The sequence below is a fragment of the Streptomyces sp. NPDC048290 genome, from assembly GCF_040652095.1.
Classification (GTDB): Bacteria; Actinomycetota; Actinomycetes; order Streptomycetales; family Streptomycetaceae; genus Streptomyces.
This window is the reverse complement of record NZ_JBEZLM010000026.1, coordinates 73,651-88,853: the sequence shown is the minus strand read 5'-3', so window position 1 is coordinate 88,853 and position 15,203 is coordinate 73,651. Positions and strand designations below refer to the sequence as shown.

At 70.2% G+C, this 15,203-nt stretch carries 10 protein-coding genes, 4 tRNA genes and 1 pseudogene; 5 read left to right on the top strand and 10 right to left on the bottom strand.

Features of this window, described 5'->3' with window-relative positions:
• Nucleotides 1–97 precede the first annotated feature (97 nt).
• The 3 genes from AB0D49_RS33875 to purM all read left to right on the top strand — a co-directional run bounded on the left by AB0D49_RS33875 (nucleotide 98) and on the right by purM (nucleotide 3,605).
• Nucleotides 98–898, top strand: coding sequence for an META domain-containing protein (locus tag AB0D49_RS33875; RefSeq protein WP_362765237.1), 801 nt, complete (start codon nucleotides 98–100; stop codon nucleotides 896–898).
• Nucleotides 899–970: 72 nt separating this feature from the next.
• Nucleotides 971–2,500 (top strand): amidophosphoribosyltransferase, encoded by a 1,530-nt coding sequence (purF, locus tag AB0D49_RS33870; RefSeq protein ID WP_362765234.1) that lies wholly within the window; start codon nucleotides 971–973, stop codon nucleotides 2,498–2,500.
• 34 nt (nucleotides 2,501–2,534) lie between these two features.
• Nucleotides 2,535–3,605 (top strand): phosphoribosylformylglycinamidine cyclo-ligase, encoded by a 1,071-nt coding sequence (purM, locus tag AB0D49_RS33865; protein WP_362765231.1) that lies wholly within the window; start codon nucleotides 2,535–2,537, stop codon nucleotides 3,603–3,605.
• Between the two features lie 95 nt (nucleotides 3,606–3,700).
• On the opposite strand, the gene AB0D49_RS33860 is transcribed toward purM, so the two are convergent.
• Nucleotides 3,701–3,970 (bottom strand): DUF3073 domain-containing protein, encoded by a 270-nt coding sequence (locus AB0D49_RS33860; protein ID WP_362765229.1) that lies wholly within the window; start codon nucleotides 3,968–3,970, stop codon nucleotides 3,701–3,703.
• Between the two features lie 283 nt (nucleotides 3,971–4,253).
• On the bottom strand, nucleotides 4,254–5,351 hold the full coding sequence (locus AB0D49_RS33855; RefSeq protein ID WP_362765226.1) for a Glu/Leu/Phe/Val dehydrogenase dimerization domain-containing protein: 1,098 nt from the start codon (nucleotides 5,349–5,351) through the stop codon (nucleotides 4,254–4,256).
• A 400-nt stretch (nucleotides 5,352–5,751) separates the two neighbouring features.
• On the opposite strand from AB0D49_RS33855, the gene AB0D49_RS33850 reads away from it, so the two are divergent.
• On the top strand, nucleotides 5,752–6,603 hold the full coding sequence (locus tag AB0D49_RS33850) for a hypothetical protein (RefSeq protein WP_362765223.1): 852 nt from the start codon (nucleotides 5,752–5,754) through the stop codon (nucleotides 6,601–6,603).
• A gap of 621 nt (nucleotides 6,604–7,224) precedes the next feature.
• Nucleotides 7,225–7,431: a developmental transcriptional regulator BldC gene (gene bldC / locus AB0D49_RS33845; RefSeq protein WP_003949541.1), complete on the top strand. Its 207-nt coding sequence runs from the start codon at nucleotides 7,225–7,227 to the stop codon at nucleotides 7,429–7,431.
• 512 nt (nucleotides 7,432–7,943) lie between these two features.
• Here bldC and AB0D49_RS33840 read toward each other — a convergent pair.
• From AB0D49_RS33840 to AB0D49_RS33805, 8 genes and pseudogenes are all read right to left on the bottom strand, one after another.
• Nucleotides 7,944–8,171, bottom strand: a complete 228-nt coding sequence (locus AB0D49_RS33840) for a DUF6274 family protein (protein ID WP_362765220.1) — start codon at nucleotides 8,169–8,171, stop codon at nucleotides 7,944–7,946.
• Between the two features lie 220 nt (nucleotides 8,172–8,391).
• Nucleotides 8,392–8,466, bottom strand: a tRNA-Asp gene (locus AB0D49_RS33835).
• Nucleotides 8,467–8,559: 93 nt separating this feature from the next.
• Nucleotides 8,560–12,540 (bottom strand): ATP-dependent RNA helicase HrpA, encoded by a 3,981-nt coding sequence (gene hrpA, locus AB0D49_RS33830; RefSeq protein WP_362765217.1) that lies wholly within the window; start codon nucleotides 12,538–12,540, stop codon nucleotides 8,560–8,562.
• 85 nt (nucleotides 12,541–12,625) lie between these two features.
• A pseudogene (locus tag AB0D49_RS33825) lies at nucleotides 12,626–12,910 on the bottom strand (arsenic transporter); the annotation flags it as partial.
• A gap of 273 nt (nucleotides 12,911–13,183) precedes the next feature.
• Nucleotides 13,184–13,260 (bottom strand) — tRNA-Phe (locus tag AB0D49_RS33820).
• 24 nt (nucleotides 13,261–13,284) lie between these two features.
• A tRNA-Asp gene (locus AB0D49_RS33815) sits at nucleotides 13,285–13,359 on the bottom strand.
• Nucleotides 13,360–13,396: 37 nt separating this feature from the next.
• A tRNA-Glu gene (locus tag AB0D49_RS33810) sits at nucleotides 13,397–13,469 on the bottom strand.
• 80 nt (nucleotides 13,470–13,549) lie between these two features.
• Nucleotides 13,550–15,187 carry a metallophosphoesterase gene (locus AB0D49_RS33805; protein ID WP_362765214.1) on the bottom strand — a complete coding sequence of 546 codons (1,638 nt, stop codon included), beginning with the start codon at nucleotides 15,185–15,187 and terminating at the stop codon, nucleotides 13,550–13,552.
• Between the last annotated feature and the right edge of the window lie 16 nt (nucleotides 15,188–15,203).

The window sequence follows — 15,203 nt, the reverse complement described above, 5'->3', positions numbered from 1 at the left end:
CCGACCGCGCCGCGCCCACCGCCCCCACTCCGACCAGCCGACCTCCCACCCTGCGCCCCCGACGGAACCGACCCCTCCCCGCCCCCGTCGAATCGTCATGCCCACGAAAACGCACCGATGGACCCTCCCCCTCGCCGTCCTCCTCCCGCTGGCCGCCGCCTGCGGCACCGAGCAGTCCGGCGGCTCCGCCGACGTGGCCGACCCCCCGGCCTTCACCGGCGTGCACTGGATCGTCGACAGCGTCACCGTCGACGGCACCACCCAGGACGCCCCGGCCTCTGCCCATGTCACCATCGACCCCGACGGCACGGCCCAGGGCAACTACGGCTGCAACCACTTCAACGCGCGGGCCGCCATCGACGGCGACCGGCTCACCCTCGCCGACGCCTCCCGCACCGACATGGCCTGCGAGGCGATGGACTTCGAGGAGACCCTCGTCGACGCCTTCGCCTCCGGCGCCCTCAGCACCGAGCTCTCCGGCGACCGCCTCACCCTGACCACCGCCGCCGGTGACACGGTCGCCCTCACCAAGGAGCCCCCGGCCGACCTGTACGGCACGAAGTGGACCGTCACGGCACTCGGTGCCGCGGGCGCCGACGGCACCAGTCACTCCGTCCCCGCGGCCACCGCACCCCATCTCACCTTCGACAAGAAGGCCGGGGCCGTCAGCGGAAACCTCGGCTGCAACCAGGTGAACGCGGAGGCGACGGCGGGCGACGGAACGCTCACGCTGGGCGTCCCGGCGACGACCCGAATGATGTGCGACGCCTCACTCATGGACACGGAGAAGTCGCTCCTGCGTCTCTTCGACTCCACCGTTGACTACCGCCTCGACCATCGCACCCTCACGCTGACCAGCGAGAACGGCGAGACGGTGACCGCTGTCGTGGCACAGTGATCGTTTGCGCGGCGAAGGTTTTTGCCGTTCCCCAATTCGGACCAGTGGTCGATCTCGCCTACACTCGGTGCCGTGCCACGTGGTGACGGTCGACTCAGTCATGATCTGCTCCCCGGTGAGAAAGGCCCCCAGGACGCCTGCGGCGTCTTCGGAGTCTGGGCTCCGGGCGAAGAGGTCGCCAAGCTCACTTACTTCGGGCTCTACGCCCTCCAGCATCGAGGCCAGGAATCCGCGGGAATCGCGGTCAGCAACGGCTCTCAGATCCTCGTCTTCAAGGACATGGGCCTGGTCTCCCAGGTCTTCGACGAGACCTCGCTCGGTTCGCTCCAGGGTCATATCGCGGTCGGTCACGCCCGCTACTCGACCACCGGCGCCTCCGTCTGGGAGAACGCCCAGCCGACGTTCCGCGCCACCGCCCACGGCTCCATCGCCCTCGGGCACAACGGCAACCTGGTCAACACCGCCCAGCTCGCCGAGATGGTCGCCGACCTGCCCAAGCAGGAGGGCGGCCGGGTCCCGCGCGTCGCGGCCACCAACGACACCGACCTGCTGACCGCGCTGCTCGCCGCCCAGGCGGACACCGACGGCCGCCCGCTGACCATCGAGGAGGCCGCCCACTCGGTCCTCCCGCAGGTCCGCGGCGCCTTCTCGCTGGTCTTCATGGACGAGAACACCCTCTACGCCGCCCGCGACCCGCAGGGCATCCGCCCGCTGGTCCTCGGCCGCCTGGAGCGTGGCTGGGTCGTCGCCTCCGAGTCCGCCGCCCTCGACATCTGCGGCGCCAGCTATGTCCGGGAGATCGAGCCGGGCGAGTTCGTCGCCATCGACGAGAACGGCCTTCGCATCTCCCACTTCGCAGAAGCGAAGCCCAAGGGCTGTGTCTTCGAGTATGTCTATCTGGCCCGCCCCGACACCGACATCGCCGGGCGGAACGTCTACCTCAGCCGTGTCGAGATGGGCCGCCGCCTGGCGAAGGAGGCCCCGATCGAGGCCGACCTCGTCATAGCGACCCCGGAATCCGGCACCCCGGCCGCGATCGGCTACGCGGAGGCGTCCGGCATCCCCTTCGGCAACGGCCTGGTCAAGAACGCCTACGTGGGCCGTACGTTCATCCAGCCCTCCCAGACCATCCGCCAGCTCGGTATCCGGCTCAAGCTGAACCCGCTGAAGGAAGTCATCAAGGGCAAGCGCCTGATCGTCGTCGACGACTCGATCGTGCGCGGCAACACCCAGCGGGCCCTGGTCCGGATGCTCCGCGAGGCGGGCGCCGCCGAGGTCCACATCCGGATCTCCTCGCCCCCCGTGAAGTGGCCCTGCTTCTTCGGCATCGACTTCGCCACCCGCGCCGAGCTGATCGCCAACGGCATGACGATCGACGAGATCGGCACCTCGCTCGGCGCCGACTCCCTCGCCTACATCTCCCTCGACGGCATGATCGAGGCGACCGCGATCGCCAAGCCGAACCTGTGCCGCGCCTGCTTCGACGGCGAGTACCCGATGGAGCTGCCCGACCCGGAGCTGCTCGGCAAGCAGCTGCTGGAGACCGAGCTGGCCGCCGGTCCGGCAGCCACGGCCGCGGCCGACGCGATCCGTCGCCCGTAAGCCTCGTAGAAACCAACCCGAAAGATCCCAGGCCATGTCTGAGACAAGCCCTGCCGGTGCTTCCTATGCGGCGGCCGGCGTCGACATCGAGGCGGGCGACCGCGCCGTAGAGCTGATGAAGGAGTGGGTGCGCAAGACCCGGCGCCCCGAGGTCCTCGGCGGCCTCGGCGGCTTCGCCGGACTCTTCGACGCCTCCGCCCTCAAGCACTACGAGCGCCCCCTGCTCGCCTCCGCCACCGACGGCGTCGGCACCAAGGTCGACATCGCCCGCCAGCTGGGCGTGTACGACACCATCGGCCACGACCTGGTCGCCATGGTGATGGACGACATCGTGGTGTGCGGCGCCGAACCGCTGTTCATGACCGACTACATCTGTGTCGGCAAGGTCCACCCCGAGCGGGTCGCCGCCATCGTCAAGGGCATCGCCGAAGGCTGTGTGCTGGCCGGCTGCGCCCTGGTCGGCGGCGAGACGGCCGAACACCCGGGCCTGCTGGGCCCCGACGACTTCGACGTGGCCGGTGCCGGAACGGGCGTAGTGGAGGCCGACCGGCTGCTCGGCGCGGATCGTATCCGTACGGGTGACGCGGTGATCGCGATGGCGTCCTCCGGCCTTCACTCGAACGGATACTCGCTCGTCCGCCATGTCCTGCTGAACCAGGCGGGCCTCGACCTGGACGCCGAGATCCCCGAGCTGGGCCGCACGCTCGGCGCGGAGCTGCTGGAGCCCACCAAGATCTACTCCCTGGACTGTCTGGCGCTGACCCGCACCACGGACGTCCACGCCTACTCGCACATCACCGGCGGCGGTCTGGCGGCCAACCTGGCCCGGGTCGTCCCGGACGCCCTGCACGCCACCGTGGACCGCTCGACCTGGACCCCGGCGCCGATCTTCGACCTGGTCGCCCGCACCGGCTCGGTGCAGCGCCTGGAGCTGGAGAAGACCCTGAACATGGGCGTCGGCATGATCGCCGTCGTCCCCCAGGAGTCGGTCGACGTGGCCCTCACGACCCTGGCGGACCGGGGTGTGGAGGCATGGGTGGCCGGGGAGATCACCGACCGCGGCGACGAGCCGACCGGCGCGACCCTGGTCGGGGACTACGCCTGACGACGCCTGAGCCGTTCGGCGCAGGACGGCAGCAGAAATCCCGGCCCGGTGCAGAACCCCGGGCCGGGAAAGACGGCTAAGCCGCGCTGCAAGCGTCAGGCGCCGCGACGGTGTTGCGGGGACTGGTCGTCCCCGTCCTCCTCGTCGTCGTCCTCATAGAGGTCGGCATACCGTGCGTACAGGTCGTCGTCTTGCTCATCGTCCTCGAAACGCTCGTCGCCGTTGGTACTACTGCTCGGCAACTGCTGATTCGATGGCGATGCGCCCAGCTCCTCGGCCAGGCGTGAGAGATCCGTCCCACCGCTGTTGTACTTCAGCTGGCGGGCGACCTTCGTCTGCTTGGCCTTGGCCCGGCCGCGCCCCATGGCTCGACCCCCTCAACGACGGGGCTCGACGGCCCCAGAGTCTTGACACGCGTTCATGATCCGGAACGGGCTCTCCGCAGAGAGACCGGTCCGTAGGGCTTCCACGGTACCTGAGCCCACGCCCATACGGTACGTCGCCCGCAGGAAGGGCGTGTGCCCAGCACCATCGAGGCGCCCCGTCCTCGCTGGTCAGTGGCGATTTTAACCACTTATTGGCGCACGACCCGCCGGTCGGAGTGAGAGTTCTCTCCACCTGCCCGCCGACGGGTACCGCGGGCGGGCCTCAGCGCCGCGCCGACGCCGCCTCGTGCATCCGCTGTTCGGCGATCCGGTCGGCCGCAGCGGCGGGCGGCACCCCGTCCGACTTCGCACGTGCGAAGATCGCGAGAGTGGTGTCGTAGATGCCCGCGGCCTTGGCCTTGCAGCGCTCGAAGTCGAAGCCGTGGAGTTCGTCGGCCACCTGGATGACCCCGCCCGCGTTCACCACGTAGTCCGGGGCGTAGAGGATGCCGCGGTCGGCGAGGTCCTTCTCGACGCCCGGGTGCGCGAGCTGGTTGTTGGCCGCGCCGCACACCACCCGCGCGGTCAGCACCGGCACGGTGACGTCGTCCAGCGCCCCGCCGAGCGCGCAGGGCGCGTACACGTCCAGGCCCTCGGTCCGGATCAGCGCGGCGGTGTCGGCCACCGCCCGGACCCGCGGGTGCCGGTCGGTGATCCGGCGCACGGCGTCCTCGCGGACATCGGTGACGTGGACCTCGGCGCCCTCGGCGATCAGATGGTCCACCAGGTGGTGGCCGACCTTGCCGACCCCGGCGACGCCGATCCGCCGCCCGCGCAGCGCGGGGTCGCCCCACAGGTGCTGGGCGCTGGCCCGCATGCCCTGGTAGACGCCGAAGGCGGTGAGGACGGAGGAGTCGCCGGCGCCGCCGTGCTCCGGCGAACGGCCGGTCGTCCAGCGGCACTCGCGGGCGACCACGTCCATGTCGGCCACATACGTCCCGACGTCGCAGGCGGTGACGTACCGGCCGCCGAGGGAGGCCACGAACCGGCCGTACGCGAGCAGCAGCGCCTCGGTCTTGATCTTCTCGGGGTCTCCGATGATCACGGCCTTGCCGCCGCCGTGGTCGAGCCCGGCCATGGCGTTCTTGTACGACATCCCGCGCGCCAGGTTGAGCGCGTCGGCGACGGCCTCGCTCTCGTCGGCGTAGGGGTAGAAGCGGGTGCCGCCCAGGGCGGGGCCGAGGGCGGTGGAGTGCAGGGCGATCACGGCCTTGAGGCCGCTGGCCCGGTCCTGGCAGAGCACGACCTGCTCATGGCCGCCCTGGTCGGAGTGGAACAGGGTGTGCAGTACATCAGCGGGTGCGCCGGTCACGTCGGTCACGGTGGTGACTCCTGAGGCATCTGGGGCCTGTCGTTTGGATCATCCCGGCGCTTCGCGGGGTCTGGCACGCACATCTGCCGCGTTGTCGTCGGTCGCCGACGCTCCGCGTCGACTCCCTCCTCCGCCTTGCAGCTGCACGCACCAGACCCCGCTCGGGTCGGTCGACAAGGCACCGTGACTGACGGCCAGGATGATCCAAACGACAGGCCCTCGCGGCGAGGGGCACGGCCGGGTGGGCCGTACGGGACGAGACTAGAACCCCGGTGGCCGGATGACCGCGCAGTGCTCAGGATCACCTACCGCGCGGGTGGGTCCGTGCGACGATTCGGATAGTTTTCCCGCGCCGTTTGTGTGCGGGTCCCGCAGGTTTCCCCGACAGAGGGCGGGGGAGGGAGCAGGCGTGCCCAAGGTGTCCTCGGTGATCGTCCCGTATGCGGCGTACCTGCGGGTGTACGAGCCGCTGGCCGCCTTCCCGGAGTCGGAGCGCGGTCACTGGGCGCGGTACGCCCGCCGCCCTGACCGCCCCTCCTACCAGGACGAACTGCGCCGGTCGCTGGCCGACTTGCTGCCCGTCCCGCCGGTCCCGGTGCCGGTGCACGAGAGCCGGGACGCGTTCGTGCTGGAGAGCGACGGGGTGATCCATGTCTGTCCATGGCGCACCCGGCTGCGCGGCTGGCAGGCGCTGACGGAGCTGGCGGCCGAGTTCCCGGCGCCGGTGCTGGACGCGCTGCTGCCGCCGCTGGTGCGCGATCAGGCGGTCCAGGACTACGAGCGCTGGCTGGCCGGCCATCCGGACGCCCGGCCGTGGATTCGCACGGCGACCTGGCAGGTGCCGCTGAACTGGTTCGTCCTGGTCTCCGACGAGGAGCGGGAGTACGCCGGGGCGGCCGGGGAGAGCGGCGGCCGGGCGCCGGTGCTGCGCTACCGCACCCCGATGGTGCAGGCCCGCCGCAGGGTGGCCCGCGCGCTGCGCACCCTGCGGGCGACGGTGGACGAGGGGCCGCTGGTCGACGGTCTGCTGGAGGTCGGGCGCTGGCTGGAGGAGTTCCATCCGCGCTCCCTGGTGGAGCTGGACTACGGCGGGCTGGTGCACGCCCTTCCGGCGGGGGAGCTGGAGGGCGACCACTCGGCGGCGGATGTGGCCGAGGGCATCGAGGCGCTGCGTCAGGGCGACGGCGAGGGGGCGGCGCGGGCGTACGCGCGGCTGGTGGAGCGCTGGCGCTCGGTGCGTGATCTGCGCTCGGCGAACTGACCCGGGCCGGGGCGGGCCGGGCGGGCCGACAGCTTGGCGGCTGTGACGCGTCGGTGGCTGTCACGTCTCGGTGGCCGTGACACCTAAGTGGCCGTGACCCTCGCTGGCGGTGACCCCTCCGTGGCCGTGACACACCTCACACCCTGCGGGGGTGGGATACCGCGTACGGTCGACCGCACATCCGGGAGTTGACAGGACGTAGGTCCCGATCCGGGCTTTTGTGTCAAGCGTGACAGACCGCACGTACCTGGCTCTTGCCTCCGGTGCCCCTCCTCATGCCAAAATAGGACAAGGAGCCCGGGGAGGACTCTGTCTTAGCATTCCATGCTTTGGGGGGTCTCGTGCTGTCTCGTGACTCCTGATCGCCTTGTGACTGATCGTCACAGAGGCGTGACTGTCCGCTATGGCATGGTCCATCGGCTTCCGTCGCTGATGAACACCTGGGAGGGCAATTCCATCGGTTTGGCCGACGCGGCTGGACAGATGGTGTAGTTGTAGTGCCGAGGACAAGCCGTTCGTCCTATAACCGACTCGACTCGCGTCTGCCATTTCGGGCAACGCGGGTCAAGGTGCAGAATTTAGAGGAAAGAACCGAGAACCGGTTCTCCGAGGAGGCCGCTCATGACCGCTCGCACCCCTGATGCCGAGCCGCTGCTGACCCCGGCTGAGGTCGCCACGATGTTCCGCGTAGACCCGAAGACGGTCACGCGGTGGGCGAAGGCCGGAAAGCTCACGTCCATCCGTACGCTCGGCGGGCACCGCCGCTACCGCGAGGCGGAGGTCCGTGCCCTGCTCGCGGGCATCCCCCAGCAGCGCAGCGAAGCCTGAACAACTCAATAAGGGCAGATCGGTAGGTCCCCCAACCCGCCGGAACGCCCGAAACCACAGCTCCAAGCGACGCGGGAACTGCCCCAACAGAACCCACGCCCCAGCACCGCACAGCGACTGAACAGGGTGCGTCGTAGATCGCGCTGGACTCCGCCGGGTCCAGCGCGATTTTTTTGTGCCCGGCGATGCCCTGCGACGCCCTGTGATGCCCCGGTGATGCCCTCGTGATCGAGGGGCGGCGGACCTGTGAGCGGCCTTGTCGGAGTCTGGGGAGGGCTGTCGGAACGGCCCGGTGAGCGCCCTGGAAGGGGCTTCGCAACCCCTCACAGGGGGGTGCAATTGCACATATTAAATTGACCAGTTGTAGGGGCATGGTAAGCCCCGCCGTTTCTGAAACTCCGGCGGTGACTACCGTCACACGCCAGGCTACTTGTTGCCGCTGTCCCGCCTGCGCTAATGGAGCCGTGTGTTCCAGCCTTGCACGCGGTGGCGGCCGGCGGGCATGTCGTAGGTCATGGTGTTGAGGGACTTTGGTCCTCGGGCGCCGCGCCCTCGGGCTCCTCGTAGCGCTCCTCGTCGGACGCTTCGTCGCCCTTCTCGTCGGGCGGGGGCGTGTCCATCGCCAGCCGCAGCAGCCGGTGGCAGATCGGGCAGTGCCGGGTGCGATGGCGGTACGACGAGGCGGCCGACAGATGCGCGCGGAGCAGCGCCCGCGTCTCGTGCCTGACCGACGCCGCCATACGCCACCTCCACGCTCGGTGAGGGGCCCGGTGGAACGGCCCTGGTTCCCTGGGTACCCAGGGACGCTCCGGGCGTCAAGAAGGGCGGTAGGCCGGATCGCCGGTAGGTGCCCGGGAGTTCGCGCGCACGCGGGTGCCCGGACGGACAGGAACGCGGGCATGAAGAAGGCCCGCCACCCTGCGCGGGTGCGGGCCTTGTGACATCACTGCCACTTCACTGCGGTCCTGACGGGATTTGAACCCGCGGCCTCCACCTTGACAGGGTGGCGAGCACTCCAAGCTGCTCCACAGGACCTGGTTTCGCAGTGCGATGCGTGCGTTGCGCTGCGAGAAGGACTGTACAGGAGGGTGCGCCCGCTGGTCGAACTCACCCTGTGTACCGCCCTGGTCACGGAACGGCCGCGTCGATCGCCTTCACGATCCGCTTGTCCGAGACCGGGTACGCCGTGCCCAGCGCGTGCGCGAAATAGCTGACCCGCAGCTCCTCGATCATCCAGCGGATGTCCCGGACGGCGGCCGGGACGGGCCGCCCCTGGGGGAGTTGCTCCAGCAGCCAGGCGTACTCGTCCCGCATCTCCTGGACCTTCTCCATCCGGGTGGTGTCCCGCTGGACGCTGGTCGGCATCTGCTGGAGACGGCGGTCCACCGCGATCAGATAGCGCACCAGATCCGGCAGCCGCCGCAGCCCCGTCGCCGTCACGAAGCCCGGCTTCACCAGCGCGTCCAGCTGCGCCCGGACGTCCGCCAGGTTCGCCAGCAGGGCGGGGCTGCGGGTGCCCTTCAGCCGACGCTCGGCGGCCTGCCAGGCGGCCAGCACCTGCTGGGTCTGGCCCACCGCCCGCACGGTGGTGTCCACGATCTCGGCACGCACCTTCTCGTACAGCTTCCGGTACGACTCCTCGTCCCATGCCGGGCCGCCGAAGTCGGCGATCAGACGGTCGGCGGCGGCCATGGCGCAGTCGTCGAACAGGGCCTGGATCGAGCCGTGCGGGTTCGCCGACAGGGCCAGCTTCTGCGGGTTGGTCAGCTTCTCGGAGGCGAACTTCGCCGGGTTCACCGGGATGGTGCGCAGGATCAGCCGCCGGGTGCCCTTCCACATCGCCTCGGCCTGCTCGGCCTCGGTGTCGAAGAGGCGTACGGAGACCGTGTCGCCGTCGTCCACCAGCGCCGGGTACGCCTTCACCGGGTGCCCGGCCCGGCGGGTCTCGAAGACCCGGGTGAGCGTGCCGATCGTCCAGTCGGTCAGGCCCGCGCGCTCCAGGGACTCGCCGCCCTCGCGGGACGCGGTGGCCGCGGCGGCCTGGGAGAGCGCCTGGCGCGCCTTGGGCTTCAGCCGGAGCCCCAGCGCCGTCAGGTCCTTGTCCTCGGCGACCTTGCGGCGCCGCTCGTCCACCACCCGGAAGGTGATCCGCAGATGCTCCGGGACCCGGGACCAGTCGAAGTCGTCGGCGGTGAGCGGGACACCGACCATCTGCTTCAGCGCGCGGGCCATGGTGACCGTGAGCGGCTCCTGCAAGGGGACCGCCGTGGCCAGGAAGCGCTGGGCGAAGTTCGGCGCCGGTACGTAGTGCCGGCGGATCGGCTTGGGCAGGGAGCGGATCAGCTCGGTGACCAGTTCCTCGCGCAGCCCCGGGATCTGCCAGTCGAAGCCCTCGTCCGTGACCTGGTTGAGGACCTGGAGCGGGAGGTGCACGGTGACGCCGTCGGCGTCCGCGCCCGGCTCGAACTGGTACGTCACCCGGAACTTCAGCTGCCCCTGGCGCCAGTTGTCCGGATAGTCGGCCTTGGTGACCGCCTCCGCCGACTCCCGGATGAGCATCTCCCGCTCGAAGTCCAGGAACTCCGGCTCCTCGTGCCGTTTGTGCTTCCACCAGGAGTCGAAGTGGGCGCCGGACACCACATGCTCGGGCACCCGCTGGTCGTAGAAGTCGAACAGAGTGTCGTCGTCGACCAGGATGTCCCGGCGGCGGGCCCGGTGCTCCAGCTCCTCGACCTCGGTGAGCAGCTTGCGGTTGTCGGCGTAGAACTTGTGGTGGGTGCGCCAGTCGCCCTCGACCAGGGCGTTGCGGATGAACAGCTCGCGGGAGATCTCGGGGTCGATCCGGCCGTAGTTCACCTTGCGCTGGGCGACGATCGGGACGCCGTACAGCGTGACCTTCTCGTAGGCCATCACCGCGGCCTGGTCCTTCTCCCAGTGCGGTTCGCTGTAGGTGCGCTTGATCAGGTGTTCGGCGAGCGGCTCGACCCACTCGGGCTCGATCTTCGCGTTGACCCGGGCCCAGAGCCGGGAGGTCTCCACCAGCTCCGCGGACATCACGAACCGCGGGGGCTTCTTGAAGAGGGCCGAGCCGGGGAAGATCGCGAACTTGGCGTTGCGGGCGCCGAGGTACTCGTTGCCGCCGCGGTCCTTGCGCCCGCCGGAGTCCTTGGCGTCCTTGGACTCGCGGACGTCCTTCATCCCGATGTGGGAGAGCAGACCGGCGAGGAGGGAGACATGGATCCGGTCGGCGGGGGCGTCGTCCTCGTTGAGGTGGATGCCCAGTTGCTTGGCGACGGTCCGCAGCTGGGTGTAGATGTCCTGCCACTCACGGACCCGCAGGAAGTTCAGATACTCCTGCTTGCACATCCGGCGGAACGCGGACGAGCCGCGCTCCTTCTGCTGTTCGCGCAGATACCGCCAGAGGTTGAGCAGGGCGAGGAAGTCGCTGGTCTCGTCGCGGAACCGGGCGTGCTGCTGGTCGGCCTGGGTCTGCTTGTCGGCGGGGCGCTCGCGCGGGTCCTGGATGGACAGCGCGGCGGCTATGACCATCACCTCGCGGACACAGCCGTTGCGGTCGGCCTCCAGGACCATCCGGGCCAGCCGGGGGTCCACCGGGAGCTGGGCCAGCTTGCGCCCGGTGTCGGTGAGGCGGTTGCGGACGTCCTTCTCGGCCGGGTCGATCGCGCCCAGCTCCTGGAGGAGCTGCACGCCGTCGCGGATGTTGCGGTGGTCCGGCGGGTCGATGAAGGGGAACTTCTCGATGTCACCGAGGCCGGCCGCGGTCATCTGGAGGATGACGGAGGCGAGGTTGGTGCGCAGGATCTCGGCGTCGGTGAACTCCGGGCGGGCGGTGAAGTCGTCCTCGTCGTAGAGCCGAATGCAGATGCCGTCCGACGTACGGCCGCAGCGGCCCTTGCGCTGGTTGGCGCTGGCCTGCGAGATCGCCTCGATGGGCAGCCGCTGGACCTTGGTGCGGTGGCTGTAGCGGGAGATCCGGGCGAAGCCGGGGTCGATGACGTACTTGATGCCCGGCACGGTCAGCGAGGTCTCGGCCACATTGGTGGCCAGCACGATCCGGCGGCCGGTGTGCGGCTGGAAGACGCGGTGCTGCTCGGCGTGCGACAGCCGGGCGTACAGCGGGAGGATCTCGGTGAACCGGTACTGCTTCTTGGTCAGCGCGTCCGCGGTGTCCCGGATCTCGCGCTCACCGGAGAGAAAGACCAGGATGTCGCCCTTGCCCTCGCCCTGGAGCTCCTCGACGGCGTCGATGATCGCGGTGATCTGATCGCGGTCGGCGTCCTCGGAGTCCTCTTCGAGCAGCGGCCGGTAGCGCACCTCGACCGGGTACGTACGCCCGCTGACCTCGATGATCGGGGCGTCGCCGAAGTGCCGGGAGAACCGCTCCGGGTCGATGGTGGCGGAGGTGATGACGACCTTGAGGTCGGGCCGCCGGGGCAGCAGCTGGGCCAGATAGCCGAGCAGGAAGTCGATGTTGAGGGACCGCTCATGGGCCTCGTCGATGATGATCGTGTCGTAGGCGCGCAGCTCGCGGTCGGTCTGGATCTCGGCGAGCAGGATGCCGTCCGTCATCAGCTTGACGAGGGTGGCGTCCGGGTTCACCTGGTCGGTGAACCGGACCTTCCAGCCGACGGCCTCCCCCAGCGGTGTGTTCAGCTCCTCGGCGACCCGCTCGGCGACGGTCCGGGCGGCGATCCGGCGGGGCTGGGTGTGCCCGATCATGCCGCGCACCCCGCGCCCCAGCTCCATACAGATCTTGGGGATCTGCGTGGTCTTCCCGGACCCGGTCTCCCCGGCCACGATCACCACCTGGTGGTCGCGGATGGCGTCGGCGATCGCGTCCTTCTTCTGGCTGACCGGAAGCTGCTCGGGGTACGTGACGGCCGGGACACGGGCGAGCCGCTCGGCCATCCGGACTTCCGCCTTGTCGACCTCCGCCTCGATCTCGGCGAGCACGGCGGCCCGCGCCTCCGGTTTACGGATCTTGCGGGCGCCTTCGAGCCGCCGTCCGAGCCGGTGCGCGTCACGCAGCGACAGGGCGGTCAGACGGGGGGCGAGGGCGCCGAGGGCGGGGGCAGGGTGCGTAGACATACGCGTCCCAGGATCTCACCTCCCGGAAAACACTGGCTATCGCTTATTGACCAGGCGTTTCGCGTGTCCCGCCGGTCCCGGGCATTCAGCTGCCGACGACGATGAGCGAGCCCCGGAGCGCGAGGGTCGCGGCGGGCAGCCCGAGCACCGTGAACTCCCGCAGCTCCACCTCATGGACGTGCCGGTGCGCGATCCACCGCCACAGCGGGGTGGCCGGCGATCCGGCGTACGTCGGATTCGGTCCGATGTTGACCCCGAGGAGCACGGCGAGTACCGCCCCGGGCCCGGACGGCGCGGCCGGCGGCACCAGCGCGAGCACCGCGGGCAGGTTGTTGATCAGATCGGCCGGCACCGCGGCGACCGCGGCGGTGGCGGGCAGCGCGGTGCCGAGCTCGGCCAGCACCAGCAGGGGCGACCTCGCCCGCCATGCCAGTTGCGGAGGTGGCCCCCGTCGCGACGACCATCCCGGCCGCCGGTACGGCGAACACGGCCTCGGGCCATCCGAAGGGCCGCGCTACGGCACCGCCGAGGACGACGACGAGCGTCACGACGGAGCCGGTCTCAAGCAGCGCGGGTCGATCATCCCTGTCCGGGGAGAGCAGGGGTGAACACAAAAAGCCCCTCTCCGGGAGGAGAGGGGCGGTGGTGGCTGGGGCCGGGGTCGAACCGGCGACCTTCCGCTTTTCAGGCGGACGCTCGTACCAACTGAGCTACCCAGCCGCGATGTTTCACGTGAAACACCAGCGGTCCTGACGGGATTTGAACCCGCGGCCTCCACCTTGACAGGGTGGCGAGCACTCCAAACTGCTCCACAGGACCAAGCGTTGTGCACGACAGTGTCGCACACGGTATTGCGTGCCCCCAACGGGATTCGAACCCGTGCTACCGCCTTGAAAGGGCGGCGTCCTAGGCCGCTAGACGATGAGGGCTATCGGCCCGCCTGGGCGCTTCTCAGCGCGTCGGGGACGTGAGAAGCATATGGGATGGCGGGAGGTATCGCCAAAACGGTTTACGGGGAGCTGCGGGGGCCGGGATCGGGGGTTGTGGCGGGAGGTGGGGCGGAGGAGGTGGGCGTGGGTGCCGGGGATGCTCCCGGGGTCGCTCCGGGGCGGTTCTCCGCCGGGAGGTGGCGGCTGACCTCGGCCGTGGTCAGGCCCAGACCGCCGAGGCGGATCTCGTCCCACGCCTGGAGGCGGCGGGTGTCCCGGTCGAGGTAGAGGATGGACGCCTCGATCGGGTCCGGGTTCTTCTGCTCCAGCGCCCGCAGCCCGCTGCCGCCGGTGGTGCCCTCGATCCGCAGCCGGGTGCCGTAGGGCATGACCTCCATCTCCTGGTGGTGGAGGTGGCCGGACAGGACGAGCGGGACCAGCCCGTCGGTCTCCCGGGCCGCGTTCGGCTCATGGGCGATCGCGATGTCCACCGGCGTACCCGTCTGCCGCTGGTCGCGCAGGGCCGAGGCCAGCCGGGCGCCGGACAGTATCTGGACCGCCTTGCCGCCCTGCTCGGTGGACCGGTCCGGGGAGAACTCCGGGTCGCCCATCCCCGCGAACCGCAGCCCGGCCACGTCCACCGCCCGCCCGTCGTCCAGCACGTGGACGTTCTTCAGGCCCTCCAGGTACTCCTGGGTGAGGTCGGAGTCATGGTTGCCGCGGACCCAGACGTACGGGGCTCCCAGGTCCTCGATCGGGTCCAGGAAGCCGTTCTCCGCCGCCGAGCCGTGGTCCATGGTGTCCCCGGAGTCCACGATCACATTCACCTTGTACTGCTCCACCAGCGAAGCGATGATCTTCCAGCTCGCCGGGTTGAGATGGATGTCCGAGACGTGCAGGACCCGGATCGTGGACGGGTCGGGGGCGTACGCGGGGAGCGTGGAGGTGGCGTCGTACAGCTTGGTCACGTTGGTGACCAGGCGGGCCAGCTCGCGCTGGTAGACGTCGAACTCGGTGACGATGCTGCGCGCGTTGCCGACCAGGGACGGGGCCGAGGAGAGCAGGCCGGAGAAGCGGGGCTCCAGGACCGACTTGGGGTTCCAGGTGGCGAATGCCGTGCCGCCCGACGCGGCGAGCAGCGCGAGGGCGAGTCCGCCGGCCGCGAGCGCGCGGCGCGGGCGGCGGTAGACGGCGAGGCCGAGTGTGGACGCCCCGATCACCACGGCCGCGCTGGAGCGTACGGCGAGGTCGAGCGCGCCGTGGCCGACGTCCTGGGCCACTTCGTCCTGGAGCCCGGAGAGTCGTTCGGGGTGGTCCACCAGGGCCCGGGAGCGGACCGGGTCCAGCTGGTCGACGTTGACGTCCAGCCGGAACGGGGCCGCGTGGCTGTCCAGGTGCAGGGCGCCGAGCGGCGACACATTGATCTTCGTGCCGCCGGTCGCCGAGGGGCGCAGGGTCATCGTGGTGTCCATCGGCCCGACCGGCACCCGGACGTTCCCCACGACCAGCAGGCCCAGCCAGGCGCCCAGCACCACCACCGCGGTCAGGCCCGCGGCCCGCGCCCAGGGGTTCGGGCGGGCGGCCAGTTCGAGGGCGGGCAGCGGCGGGGAGGTCCTGCCCGGGGTCCGGAGACGTGGGCGGCGGCGGGGGCGCGGGGGCGGTGCGGCGGACACGGCGTGGCTCCAGGCGGTCGGGGTGGCGGCCGGGGCGCGGGCCATTGATCCCGTATGCCCA